The organism is Spirochaetota bacterium, from assembly GCA_038043445.1.
Lineage (GTDB): Bacteria > Spirochaetota > Brachyspiria > Brachyspirales > JACRPF01 > JBBTBY01.
On sequence record JBBTBY010000072.1, the window covers coordinates 1 to 13428 of the forward strand.

Annotated in this window: 13 protein-coding genes and 1 tRNA gene; 10 read left to right on the forward strand and 4 right to left on the reverse strand. The window is 56.1% G+C overall.

From position 1 onward, the window contains the following. Both AABZ39_11300 and AABZ39_11305 read right to left on the reverse strand, forming a co-directional pair. Nucleotides 1-502 (reverse strand): hypothetical protein (locus AABZ39_11300; protein MEK6795358.1); only part of this gene is annotated, 502 nt, incomplete at its 3' end. A gap of 17 nt (nt 503-519) precedes the next feature. After that, complete coding sequence (locus AABZ39_11305) at nt 520-2445, reverse strand: lamin tail domain-containing protein (protein MEK6795359.1); 1926 nt, start codon at nt 2443-2445, stop codon at nt 520-522. 535 nt (nt 2446-2980) lie between these two features. Here AABZ39_11305 and AABZ39_11310 point away from each other — a divergent pair. Beyond that, complete coding sequence (locus AABZ39_11310) at nt 2981-4552, forward strand: hypothetical protein (GenBank protein MEK6795360.1); 1572 nt, start codon at nt 2981-2983, stop codon at nt 4550-4552. Here the strand turns inward: AABZ39_11310 and AABZ39_11315 are convergent. Next, nucleotides 4540-5205, reverse strand: coding sequence for a hypothetical protein (locus tag AABZ39_11315; GenBank protein MEK6795361.1), 666 nt, complete (start codon nt 5203-5205; stop codon nt 4540-4542). The genes AABZ39_11310 and AABZ39_11315 overlap by 13 nt on opposite strands. A gap of 139 nt (nt 5206-5344) precedes the next feature. Here AABZ39_11315 and leuB point away from each other — a divergent pair, with 139 nt between their 5' ends. From leuB to AABZ39_11345, 6 genes are all read left to right on the forward strand, one after another. Continuing rightward, complete coding sequence (gene leuB / locus AABZ39_11320) at nt 5345-6442, forward strand: 3-isopropylmalate dehydrogenase (GenBank protein ID MEK6795362.1); 1098 nt, start codon at nt 5345-5347, stop codon at nt 6440-6442. 18 nt (nt 6443-6460) lie between these two features. Next, nucleotides 6461-7693 carry a PQQ-binding-like beta-propeller repeat protein gene (locus tag AABZ39_11325; protein ID MEK6795363.1) on the forward strand — a complete coding sequence of 411 codons (1233 nt, stop codon included), beginning with the start codon at nt 6461-6463 and terminating at the stop codon, nt 7691-7693. Nucleotides 7694-7714: 21 nt separating this feature from the next. Continuing rightward, nucleotides 7715-8590: a prolipoprotein diacylglyceryl transferase gene (gene lgt, locus AABZ39_11330; GenBank protein ID MEK6795364.1), complete on the forward strand. Its 876-nt coding sequence runs from the start codon at nt 7715-7717 to the stop codon at nt 8588-8590. Then, nucleotides 8587-9399 (forward strand): M55 family metallopeptidase, encoded by an 813-nt coding sequence (locus AABZ39_11335; GenBank protein MEK6795365.1) that lies wholly within the window; start codon nt 8587-8589, stop codon nt 9397-9399. The genes lgt and AABZ39_11335 overlap by 4 nt, the downstream gene beginning before the upstream one ends. Nucleotides 9400-9499: 100 nt before the next feature. Beyond that, nucleotides 9500-9895: a PilZ domain-containing protein gene (locus AABZ39_11340; protein MEK6795366.1), complete on the forward strand. Its 396-nt coding sequence runs from the start codon at nt 9500-9502 to the stop codon at nt 9893-9895. Nucleotides 9896-9903: 8 nt separating this feature from the next. Beyond that, nucleotides 9904-10524 (forward strand): phosphatase PAP2 family protein, encoded by a 621-nt coding sequence (locus AABZ39_11345; protein MEK6795367.1) that lies wholly within the window; start codon nt 9904-9906, stop codon nt 10522-10524. Here AABZ39_11345 and AABZ39_11350 read toward each other — a convergent pair. After that, a complete protein-coding gene (locus AABZ39_11350) occupies nt 10505-11371 on the reverse strand; it encodes an AraC family transcriptional regulator (protein ID MEK6795368.1) in 867 nt (288 codons plus the stop codon). The genes AABZ39_11345 and AABZ39_11350 overlap by 20 nt on opposite strands. Nucleotides 11372-11516: 145 nt before the next feature. Here AABZ39_11350 and AABZ39_11355 point away from each other — a divergent pair. The 3 genes from AABZ39_11355 (at nt 11517) to AABZ39_11365 (ending at nt 13385) form a co-directional block, all read left to right on the forward strand. Further along, nucleotides 11517-11588: transfer RNA gene (locus tag AABZ39_11355), tRNA-Gln, on the forward strand. A gap of 61 nt (nt 11589-11649) precedes the next feature. Further along, nucleotides 11650-12594, forward strand: coding sequence for a ribose-phosphate pyrophosphokinase (locus AABZ39_11360; protein MEK6795369.1), 945 nt, complete (start codon nt 11650-11652; stop codon nt 12592-12594). A 17-nt stretch (nt 12595-12611) separates the two neighbouring features. Continuing rightward, a complete protein-coding gene (locus AABZ39_11365; protein MEK6795370.1) occupies nt 12612-13385 on the forward strand; it encodes a 50S ribosomal protein L25 in 774 nt (257 codons plus the stop codon). Nucleotides 13386-13428: the final 43 nt, after the last annotated feature.

Consider the following 13428-nt stretch of genomic DNA (forward strand, 5'->3'; position numbering starts at 1 on the left):
AGAAAAACATATCCTCCATATAGTTCGCATCACCGGCGAGAGTAATGCCGTTCACACCGCCGCCAATGGATACGCATTCGCTGTGCCACAGGGCACCGATGCTTAAGGAGAGCGCATCCTTTTGAACATCGTCAATGACGACATGATGATAATCGACGGCATACCCGACGGAGATATCGAGAATTGGAGTGAAAGCATGTACAGCCGACGCATTTATTTCAGAGAAGAACGAGAGGGAATACGAGCGATACGATACAGCGAACGATGACCAGGGATTACCCCATACGCCGGCGATCCCATAATAGAGGATATCGCCCTCCATATATGGCGTATAATATGCCCCCGTCGCTTTCACTCCCCGGGCAGGTCCTATCGCAGCGGGGTTCATCCCGATGCCGACAAGCGCTGCCGATGCATTGCCGAGCGACGAGGCACGCGCGCTTGCGAACGGCACGGATTCATAGCCGATAAGCGCCGCGTTCACACAGAGTATCAATGCCATCAGATATCTCATACGCATCAGTCCTTCACCGCAAAATAGTACCGCGTTCCCGCCGATATCCCCGCGTCGGTATCGACGGCATATATCTGAATGAAATAGAGGTCCGGCCGAAGCGTTCTTCCCTCGACCGCTCCGCCGAAGTATATCGAGTGCGGGGACCCGACAGCCGGAAGTATCTTCGTCCCGAGCGCCCCGAGACAGCGCCCCGCCCTTGTAAAGACCTTTACATCGCATTGGCATGGAGCATTGACCGAGAACGATATCCCGAGCGGTCCGAGAGCCTTTGAGAACACATATTTCCTGCGCTCGATGGCTACCGCAAGCGGCGTGCCGCCCGATGCGGAAATACTGTTCACCGCCCCGGGGCTTGCGAGGAGAAACGTCGTGTTCGTATTGGTGACCGAGCCAACCCCTTTGATAAGATACGTTGCCGTCCCTATCGTCCTTCGTGCATTCGCCCAATTCTCCTTCATGAGCGACGACCGGGAGAAGGACCTGCGCTCAAGGGACACGCAATTGCGATCGGCTATCTGCATCTCCCGCCCATTCACCGTACCCGCGCGCACGATATCCGACATATACGAAGCAAGATCATACGCAAGGACATCCACGGGTCGCCCTGCGGCATCAAGCAGCACCAGCGTCTGCTCCTGAGCAAGACCGCCGAAGTCGATTTCAGCGAGCGCACACGGAGTGCCGTACACGGCAGCGAAATCATCCTTCTTTTCAGCGATGATACAGTATCCCCCCGCCGGTATGCTGCATGCGGGCAAGGTATATTCGGATATCGATGAAGCCGTACTTTCCGACCGCTTCTGCAGAATAGAGCCCCCGAGATCGATGGGCGTACTCCCGCTGTTAAAGAGCTCTATCCAGCGCACCTTCGTCCGGAGCAGCGCGCCGGTGAGTATCCGAACATAATCGGGGCTGCCGGTGTTCGCGTACATTATCTCCGAAAAGAAAAGCCTCCCCGCCCCGGCGCCGGAGAGTTCGCTCACGGAAAGCATCGCCGTTCCATTGACGGCACCGGACGACAGCTGTACGGACTTTGTACCGGCGTGGCGTGACCGCAGGTAGAATACCCCGCTGCGCCCGTTCCGCATCGTCATCGAGATGGACCTGTCGCTCTTATCATAGTCGATGAGCGCTCCATAGAACTGTATGTCCATCATTTCCGAGAAGGACAATGCTGCGCGTACATTGCATGTACCGTCGATACCGCCCGCTGGCGTGAGCGCAAAAATCTCCACCGCGAAAGGAATGCCTATCACCGATGCCGTTCCCGAGAAGGGGTTCAGCGCCAGCCGTATCGCCGATCCGCCCCGATAGAGCGATGAAAGTGAATTCGCCCTTCCGATGGTATGGCCGCTTGCGGACACCGACGCCCCCCAATTCGATACCGCATCCGGCGCATGTATCGATATCCTCTCCGCGCTGACGCCGTTCACGATGCCGTAATCGGGAATACCGTCGCTTACACCCGGCGTTCCCGCGCTGTCAACGGGGATATTCGCCGCATCCTTAAGGACAACGGACTTGCCCGACGAGAACGTGCCTTCGACCAGTGTCGTACCGTTCACCGTGAGCACTATTGTGTTCGCGCTGCCCGGCGGTATATCGAACGGCTCCTCGTTCGCATAGTCCTTATCAAGTATCACCGCATAGCCATATGCGGGGACTATCGTCGTATCGACCGCGACATTCGCATTGGTGAGCGCCGCTCCGCCGCCGGCATTCCACGGCATTATCACCCTTTCGCATCCCGTCGCCGACCAATTCGTGCTTAATCGATAATTCGCGATCTCGATGGGGACGCTGGAATCATTATATAATTCGACCCATTGGTCATGCGTGTCGAATTTCGTCTTCTGGTATACCTCGCTGATAACAACGCCGGGAAAAACAATACCCCCCGACACCAGCAGCACAACAATAAAAAACATACAGTTATATCGATACACTGCCATCCCCTTTCTTGACGATCAAAAATGGGCTTACGGCAGGCAACGATATCCAACGAGTCTACCGACAACCCTTTCGATCCACATTACATCCGTCGGGGAATATAGCATATTTAAAAAAAATTGGAAGCCCCCACCGCCACTAGTGTGTGACTTTCTATTGTGGTAACGCAGCGAAATAATTGCAAATGGCTATGGTTAGCCAGACACGAATTACACTAATTCCCACGAATTATTCGTGTTTATTCGTGCAATTCGTGTCTATCCCTCTTAATCCGGCGTTAATCGATCAGTATATTTCACCTACAAAAAAATTCACTCACCCGCCACTATGTATTCGCCTTTGGGACCGTCGCGAAAAAAGGGACAAGAGGGCATGCCCCCTTGTTTTCATCACCCCGATGACACTACTATATCCATGGACCTGCAGCAGCAGATGACCTTCATTCTTTCGGCAGTCTTCATTGCGATTTAATCCCACCTGCGCTATTATCCTATGAATCGAATGCTCCAAAAAATGAAATTTTTTATCAGCGGGATACTTTTTGCCGGGATCTCCTTCGCGCAGACCGTACGCGATATACCGCCGTGGATGCATCGCGCGCCGGACCGCCCGCAGCATACCGTGTGGATAGAAGGCGAAGCGTTCGACCAGAATGATAATGGCATCATCATCGCCGACACGAACGCATACGGCGGACGATCATGGGCTCCCCATGCCGCGCACGCGAATAATGCGACCAACACATCGCTTGCCCGCTATTCATTTTCCATTACGGTGGGTGGTCAGTATCTCATCTCCATCGCAGAACGGAACACAGGTACGAATGCGCGTGCACCCTCACCCCTGCACTACTCCCTTGACCTGACGGCGCGTTCTTCGATACCGGCATCATCCGTAACCGTGCAGAGCGATTGGAAGCATCTCATGCTGGCAGATTTCACCAGAGGACCGCACACCCTTCACGTATATGCCTCCCCGGGGTCGGCCGACGCTGTCGATGCCATCGCCATTCTGCGCGAACCGTTCACGGTCATATCTATGCCGCTTCGTGTCCGTGCCGCCCCGATGGGATTATTCACCAATGCGCCGCTGTTCGCACCGAGAGGATATGCCCCGCCGCGGCCGCTCATGTATCGAATACTGGACCGGAAAAGCAACGAGATCGCCTGCGGCGGATGGCTTTTCGCTTCCGAACTTCGCATCCCGGATGTCCCCATCGGGGGGTATACGGCCGTCATTACCGAAGGCTCGAATGCACCGCTGTCCATCCCGTTCGCCCGGGTAGATCCGGCGACGAACGCATATCTCCTCTCCGTAGCTTCGGCGGACGCCGCCTCACCGGGAGACATCATTGCCATCGCATCGCATATACGCGCCGCGGTACGCATCCGCTTCGACGCGACGAACACAGCAGACGATGTATCGAACCGCGCACACCCCTTCATTGCAAAGAAACTGCCGCTTCGCATTGCGCAATCAGTACCGATATTCATCCAAACGAACGGACAGTACGATATCGCCTCGTACTATCGCTTCGCCTATGACAGAGCGAAGGCATATCGCGGGATCGATACATGGGAATTCATATACGATGCGCCGGCTCATCACTGGGATCGACGCGCGATCGAACTGGCGCTCGCTCTCGGCGGCAAGGGAAGAAGTGTCACCGCCGTATGCAGCGACATCGGCGTATCGAACACCGGAGCGATACTGGCGGATGGCACGCGGGCAGTTCTGCTCATGCCGAAAGCAGCGCCCGCATCACCGGCGGTCATGGATGAGATCATACTTGCTGTATATCCGCGATACAGTTCGAACGCATCGCGCGTGAAAACATACAATACGAATTTCATCGATATTGCCGTCTGGAATTGCTCGTCCGGGGCGAAGAACATCGTACTTTCGAATGGCGGCGCTCATCCGTCCGCGTTCATCGCCCTCATACCGTCGATGTCGCAGACGAATTACACGATATCGGTACCAACAAATGTGCATTCGAACATCGTGATACTTGGAAAAGCAGAACGCATGCTCGCGCCGCTTATCATCCCGGTACGCGAGCTGTCCGTATTCTATCGCCGATAGTCGCCCATTTTCTGCAGGCTGTCCGCAATGGAGTCCTTGTTGAACGGCGGGGCGAAATGGCCCTTCACATTGAGCGACGGCGGCGGCACGGCATCGCCTGCCGGAGAGAACGTCACTATCATCATGGTCTTGTTGAGGTCGCGTATCTTCCCGATGAAATCGGTCGGCATGGATGCAGCGGACACCTCGATCAGTATCATATCGAGATTGCGGTTCATGCGGTATATGGTCCGAAGCGTCGGGTCATCGAGCTTGCCCAAGCCCATTATCTCGAAATGCTCGCGGACAAGGGCGTTCTTTATCTCGCGGATGGCATCGCGCGCATTACCGATGATGAACACGCGCAGGGGCGAGCCGTCAAGGCGTTTCCCGTACGGGCGCGTCACATCCTTGACCGCTTTTATGAAGGTCACGCCCTTCACAAAATCAGTAAGCTGCTTTGATTCGGCCTCTGTAAGACCCATGGTGAGCATGACGACGCTCATGTTCTGATATTTCCGCTGCACGAGCATGAGCGCACTGGGCAGCGACTGTATCATGTTCGGGGGCTTCGGTATGTATTTATTCTCCGCGACCTTCACGAGCTCGCCGAACTGATAGAAGGGGCTCCCGTTCTTCATCCAGCGGAAAATATATATTATCTGCACATCCATATGTCCACCGATCGTTCGAATGCCGTACTGTACCCCCAACAGAACGGTTTGTCAAGATGAAACTGCGCTGTGATTGCATTTTATCGCCAATTACCTATAATTGTACCGCCCTCGATCGGGCGAACGAAAAGGACGACCTATGAAAAAGCGATTAGCGATACTCCCCGGGGACGGCATAGGCCCCGAGATAATGACCGAAGCGCTGAAAACGCTCTCCGCGATAGAAAAACGCTTCGGACATACGTTTACGCGCGAAGAAGCGCCGTTCGGGGCGGCGGCCTATTTCTCACACGGCGATCCGTTCCCCGAAGCGACCAAAGGGATATGCGACCACGCGGACGCCATCGTCAAAGGGCCGGTGGGTCTCGCCGTAGAGGATATGAAGAAGATACCCCAGGACAAACGCCCGGAGATCGGCGCGATACTGCCGCTCAGAAAACGCTACAACACGTTCGCCAATTATCGGCCGGTAAAACTTCCCGCATCGCTTGCCGAGCTTTCGCCGCTAAAGCCGTCGGTCATCGGGAACGGTATCGATATTCTCATGATACGCGAGCTTGTCGGCGGCATCTATTTCGGGAAAAAGACCGAGGGCACGGAAACCGGGATGAAATACGCGTTCGACGAATGCATGTACACCGACGAACAGGTACGCGCCATCGCGAAGGTGGCCTATGACGAGGCGCGCCGTATGAAGGTGAAGCTTACCAATGTCCATAAATCGAATGTGCTCGCCACATCGCGTTTCTGGAACGAGGTCGTCGAGGAAGTCGGGAAAAAGTATACCGATGTCCCCTACGCATCCGTCCTCGTCGATAATGCGGCGTATCAGCTCATGAAGAACCCCGGTCAGTTCAACGGCGTCATGCTGTTCGAGAATATGATGGGAGATATACTCACCGATCAGGCGGGCGGCGTGCTCGGATCGCTCGGGCTCATGCCGTCGGCATGTGTCGGTCCGGAAAAGTGCTATGTGGAACCGGCCCACGGCTCGGCACCGGACATCGCGGGAAAGAACATGGCCAACCCGTACTCGATGATAGGGAGCATTGCGCTCATGCTCGAGAAGGCGTTCGGACTTACCGAAGAATCGGATGTGATATGGAAGGCGCTCTTTGCCGTGCTCAATGCCGGCTATCGCACCGCAGAATTGAAGGATACATCGACGCCGAAAGACAAGCTCATCACGACGACGCAATTCGGCGATATGGTCGTAAAAGACATCGCCGTAAAATAACCGTTTTAAGGAATAGCAATGTCACTCACAAGAACAGCCGTGCTCATCATCGCCTCTATCACCCTGCTTTCTGCTGCGGGTAATTGGCCGGCATGGCGCGGCCCGGACGCCAACGGCTATGCGCAGGGCGACCCGCCGATAACCTGGAGCGAGACAAAGAACATAAAATGGAAAACGCCGATACCCGGTAAGGGTCACGGCTCACCCATCGTGTGGGGGAACACCATAATCGTTCTTACCGCCGCTGATGCCGGGAACAAGATAAAAAAGTTCACTGTCATTGCGGTCGACCGTGCGAACGGCAAGACGCTCTGGGAGAATACCGTGTGCGAAGCAAAACCACATGAGGGCACGCACAGCGACGGAAGCTATGCCTCCGCATCGCCCCTCTGTGACGGCGAACGCATATACGCATTCTTCGGTTCGCAGGGGCTTTACTGCCTTGACATGAAAGGGAAGCAGCTGTGGAAAAAGGAATTCGGCAGGATGAAGATGCGCTTTTCCTTCGGCGAAGGGAGTTCGCCGGCACTTTCTGAGAAAGCGCTGATCATTGTCTGGGACAATGAAGGCCCGTCGTGGGTGACCGCGCTCGATAAGAAGACCGGCGACGAACTATGGAAAAAACAGCGCGATGAAAGATCATCGTGGGCAACTCCGCTTGTCATGAAATTCGGCGGGGATGAAATAGCGGTCGTCAGTGCATCGAAACGGATACGCACCTATGCCATGGGGAACGGCGACATCGTCTGGGAAGCGAGCGGCATGACGATGAACACCATTCCCACGCCGGTCTCCGACGGAAAGACCGTGTATCTCATGAGCGGATTCACCGGCAATTCGCTTCTTGCCATATCGCTCGCCGACGCACGCGGATATATCACCAATTTCGTCTGGCAGTATAAGCACGACACATCCTATGTGCCGTCGGCACTCCTTATGAACGGGCTCCTCTATTTCCTCAAGTGGAACGATGCGCTCCTCACCGTCATCGATACGAAGACCGGCAGGCCGCTTGCCGTGAAACAGAGGATAGACATACCGGGCGGCGTCTATTCCTCGCCGGTGGGCGTGAACGGACGCGTGTACATCACGAGCCGCAAAGGCGTCACCGCCGTGCTCCGTGCCGAGGCACCGTTTCACATCATAAGCACCAATGCATTGAGCGATCAATTCTCGGCATCGGCGGCCGTCGTCGGCAATGAAATGATACTGCGCGGGCATCATTCGCTTTACTGCATCGCAGAAAAATAGAAACGGACACCGGGGGCAGCAATGAATTATCCATCGTTCCTATCACCGCATGTATTCCCCGCGGACTGGCCGCTTCTTGGGAACATACGCTGGTACGGCGTCATGTATCTCGTCGCGGTGGTCATCACGTATTATTTCCTCCGCGCACGGATAAAAAAGGGAACGCTTGCGATACCGCTCGAGAATAAGGGCGGGCTCTACGATCTCCTCTTCTTCCTTGTCGTCGGCCTCATCGTGGGTGCACGGCTCGGTTTTTTCATTTTCTATCACCCCGATGCGTTCATATTCTACCCCTGGGAGATAATCGGCATCCATATCCGCGAGGGGCAGTTCGCGTATTTCGGTTTCGACGGCATGTCCTATCACGGCGGCATGCTCGGTGTGATCGCATCGGTCATTCTCTTCGCGCGTACGTTCAAATACGATTTCTACTCCATCGCCGATGCGGCGGCGGTATCGGTGCCGCTCGGGCTCTTCTTCGGGCGCATGGGGAATTTCCTCAATGCGGAGCTCTACGGCCGCGAGACGACGTTCTTCCTCGGCATGAAATTCCCCCGCTACGACGCTGTCGGCGGATTCCAGCAATGGCTCGCTATTCCCGCTGAGATGCGGCCTTTCACGCAGCCGCGCCATCCATCGCAGCTCTATGAGGCGTTCCTTGAGGGCATACTCCTCTTCATGATACTCTTTATTGCCTCGAAAATGAAGCTTCGCCGCGGCATCGTGTTCTGGCTCTATATCACCTTCTACGGGCTGTTCCGCTTCCTCGTCGAATTCGTACGCGATCCGAATGAATGGCGGCTCGGATGGTTAACCGCAGGCATGGCCTACTCGTTCCCGATGTTCCTGCTCGGTGTCGGCATGATAGCCTTCATTAAAACAAGGAAGTCACTATGAAAGTCTACATCTCCGTTGACATGGAAGGGATAACCGGAGTGACCGCGCGCAAATTCGTGGAAACGGGAACACCGCAGTACAATGAGTCACGTCCGCTCATCATGAGCGATGTGAACGCCGCCGTCGAGGGCGCAGTCGCGGGCGGCGCCACTGAAGTCATCGTCGTCGACTGCCACAGCGGTTCGTTCAATTTCATCTTCGATCAGATACACCCTGCGATGAAGCTCATATGGGGCTTGCCGGGCCAGAACCCGCGATTCCCCCTCCTCGACGATTCATTCTCCATGATGTTCCTTCTCGGCTATCACGCCATGGCAGGTACGTATGCCGCCGTCTGCGAGCATACGATGACATCCGCACATTGGCATCGCGTGACCGCCAACGGAACGCCCATCGGGGAAGTGGCCATCGATGCGGCCATTGCCGGTGAATGCGGCGTGCCGGTAACGCTTGTAAGCGGCGACGATAAAGTGTGCGCGGAAGCGAAAGGCTTCCTCGGCGACATAGAGACCGCCGTTGTGAAAACAGGTTTCGGCCGTCATCGCGCGCTCTGCCTCCCGAAGGAAACGACACGCGGCATCATACGCGATGCGGCCATGCGCGCCGTGCGCGGAAAGCAAGGCCATGCGCCATACAAAATGAAGACGCCTATCGACGTTGCGATCACCTACAAGCACGTCGAGGATGCCGACGGCGCCGACAGCAGGGGCGAGAATGAAGAGCGCATCGACGGATATACGGTATCGAAACGGTATCGGTGCATGTCCGCCTGGTACGGCGGGCTTTGGCACGAACGCCGACCGAGGTAAACATAATCATTCCGCCGATAGAAACGCGATGCGTCAATTGACGCCGGTATGAAGCCGGTGTATACTGCCCGAACGTAATGATCGCTTTTTCAGGTGGGACATGAGACGCGAAGAAACGCCGCGCATCGGAGTGCAGTCGAAGAACAAGCGTAAAAGCGGACGGGTGCGCGTAGCCTTCGAGGCGACCTACGATTTCGCGAACGCCAAGTCGATATGCCTTGTCACCGATCTCTCGATGACGGGCGCCTCGCTCAAGGTGCAGCAGTTCTTCACCGAAGGCGATGTGCTCACGCTCATCTTCAAGATACCCAACATGGGAGATTTCTCTCTCACGAGCAAGGTACGCCATGTCCGCGGCGGGAAGATCGGCATCGAATTCCTCTCGCTCAATGATACCGACCGTCAGGTGCTCACCGCATATGTGAACCGTGAGACATCCCGCGTACTCACTGAATTCACACAGAAAAAAAAGTCGATGCGGATGCCGGGCGAATGAGTTCTGCCGTGCGCGCACACCGCCGCCGAACAAAAAAGCGCACAAAGCGGCTCACCATGCGCCGCGCCCTCTACGGCCTCAACCTGGAGGACGCGCCGTTCATCATACGGCTTGACAATTACCTCTACCGCATGCTCACCACGCCCCGCTGGCCGCAATGGATGATACGCATCATGAAGGCGATATCACGCCTGGGCGACGGCTATGCCGGGGTACTGCTCGGGCTCTCGTTCTATGTGTTCGGCGTCGAATCGGCAACGTACTATTTTCTCCGCGGGCTTTCCGGAGGATTGCTCTGCATACTGGTCTTCGTGCTCATCAAGAACACCGTGCATCGGACGCGCCCGTTCGAGCGGCACACCGACCGCGACCCGCATATGAAACCGCCGGACAAGTACTCATTCCCTTCCGGACATACCATGTTCGCTTTTTCAATGATATTCACCGCAGGCCCCATACACCCCGCGCTCATCGCCGGGATAATCGTTTTTGCGATCCTCGTGGCATTATCGCGTGTCATCGTGCGCGTACATTACCCGCTCGATGTCATCGGCGGAGCGATATTCGGGAGCCTTGTCGGCATCGGTGTGGACGCACTCGCGCGTTCGCTTATCGTTTTACCGCTCTGACACCGGCGGAGAGGATGTATTCCCGCGGGGTAAGCCCCGTCTCTTTCTTGAATACCTTGTAAAAGTACGACACGTCCTCGAAACCGGCCTCGAAACAGGCTGCGACGATATCCGCGCCCGTCGACAGCGTGACCTTTGCTTTCTCAATGCGCGCGTGGTTGAGATATTCCTTGAAATTCTTCCCCGTCACTTTATAGAAGATACGGCTGAATTGGCGCTTACCGAGGGGTACGAGCGCGGCCATCGCCTCTATGGAATTGCGTCGATGACAGTAGCGAGAGAGGAACTCCGCGAGGGTCTGCACTTTCCGCTCGGTAGGCGACATCCCCGAACTGCCTGCACCATCGCCCGCGGCACGGACATGGCGGAGAATGCCGACGATAAGCTCGGAGAGATATGCCTTCGCTATGAGCGGCCTGTCGCCCGACGTATTTGCCTGCTCGAAAAGCATATCCTTGATGAGCGATCCGGTACGCGCGAGGAACGGGCTTGCCGAGGTGGAAATGACTCGGTCGGCGGGTGAAAGCGCATCGAACAGGGGAAAGAACGCATCCTGTTCGCTCTTCGTCCAGAGCGTGTCCGCATAATAGATGGCATAGAGATGGATGGGTCGTTCGGGGGAATCGATGATACGATGCGTCTCATTTTCCCTGAGAACGATGCAATCGGCACGGATTATCGGGAATTCATTCTCGCCGATAGCAATAGCCCCGCTCCCCTCGACGATATAGAGAAGCTCTTTGCAGTCATGTACGTGCGCCGGGGGCGTGCTTTCCGCGGCATGCCGCTTTTCGACGATGCGCAGGGGGAACTCGTCGAACGGCACCGTAAGTCTCGGTATTTCCATCGCCATCGTGCAACTATACCAGAGCTCCCGGTCAATGTCAAACGCCTCAGCCCCGGCCGTACATCACCCGCTTTTTTGCGCTTTTTCCCCTTGACAAATCCTGTATTTTACTATATATTCCTCGCACCCTTTTGGTTCGTTTCGATGGGGTGTCGTCAAGTGGTAAGACAGCAGGTTTTGGTCCTGTCATTCGTGGGTTCGAATCCTACCACCCCAACAGCCGGCCGCCGCCGAGGGCCGCTCGTCCGGAACGTACGGACGTGAGAATAGGAACGCGCATGCTTCACTATGACATACTTGTTTTCAGCGGATCGTCCAATCGTCCGCTCGCGGAAAAGATAGCGAAGGGTCTTGATCTCTCGGTCGGAGAGATGGAACTGACGCGTTTCGCGGACAACGAGATCTTCGTGCAGATAAAAGAGAGCGTCCGCAACAAAGATGCGTATGTCATACAATCCGCATCCAATCCGGCGAACGAACATCTCATGGAACTCTATATCATCATCGATGCGCTCCGCCGCGCCTCCGCAAAACGGATAACCGCGGTCGTTCCCTACTACGGCTATTCCCGCCAGGACAGGAAGCATGCACCGCGCGTTTCCATAAGCGCCAAGCTCGTGGCGAACCTCCTTACCACGACCGGCGTCGATCGCGTGCTCGCGCTCGATCTGCATACCGCGCAGCTGCAGGGCTATTTCGACATACCGGTCGACCACCTCACGGCGGTCTCGGTCTTCACCAAGCGCTTCAAACAGCTCGATCATTCGAACATGATCGTGGTCTCGCCCGACATCGGCGGCGTGGTACGCGCGCGCAACTTCGCGTCACACCTGAACCTCGATATCGCCATCATCGACAAGCGCCGTCAGAAAGCGAACGAGAGCGAAGTGATGAACATCATCGGCGATGTGTCGGGCAAGGACGGCGTGCTTATCGACGACATCATCGACACCGGCGGCACCATCGTGAAAGCGGCCGAGGCGCTCAAGAAGGCCGGCATGCGCAATATCTATGTGGTCGCAACGCACGGCGTGTTCTCGCGCGATGCGCTTTCGCGCCTTGAGAACAGTCTGGTCGACAAGGTCCTTGTCACCGACAGCATACAGAACCGCGAGATAGAGAAGTACAAGAAATTCGAAGTGCTTTCCGTTTCCACCTTGCTCGCCGAAGGAATTCGGCGCATACACAAGGAAGAATCGGTGAGCTCTTTGTTTATCGAATAAGAAGCGAGGTAACAGCAATGGAACAACTATCACTCACCGCCATCAAGCGCGAGAACGCGCGTAAAAGCACCACGAACAAGCTCAGACAGACGGGCTTCATCCCGTCCGTCATGTACGGCAAAGAGAACACCATGATCGCCATCAAACTGGCGGCATTCGAAAAGGTCTTCAGCGCAGCCGGCGAGCACACCCTCGTGGATATCACCATCGAAGGCGAAGGCACGGCACGGAAAGTGCTCGTGAAGGATTATTCCATCGATCCGATCAAGCGCCATGTCACCCATGTCGATTTTCTCGAGGTGGATTCGAAGAAGAAACTTCGCACGCACGTTCCGGTGAAGCTCAACGGCACCCCGGCAGGTATCGCCGAGGGCGGCGTCCTTGAGCATTCGCAGTATACCGTGTACATCAAATGTCTCCCGGGCAATATCCCGCATGCCATCGAAATGGACGTCAGTCCCCTCGGCATGGGCGATTCGCTCCACCTGCGCGATCTCAAGCTCCCCGAAGGCGTTGCACTCGCTGATGACGGCGGCAAGGTGCTCTGTTCCATTGTTGCCCCGGCGAAATTCGAAGAGGTCAAACCGGTCGCAGCGGCAGCGGCGGAAGGCGCCGCAGAAGGCGCAGCGCCCGCAGAAGGTGCGGCGGCAGAAGGCGCGGCAGCCCCGGCAGAAGGCGCCAAGGATGCCAAGGCAGGCGCGAAGGACGCTCCCAAGGCCGGTGCGGCAAAGGAAGCACCCAAGGCAGGCGCTGCGAAGGACGCTCCCAAGGATGCCAAGGCGAAGAAGTAGCGCGTGCATCAGCATACTGTGCGCACGTCTTACCACGAACGCG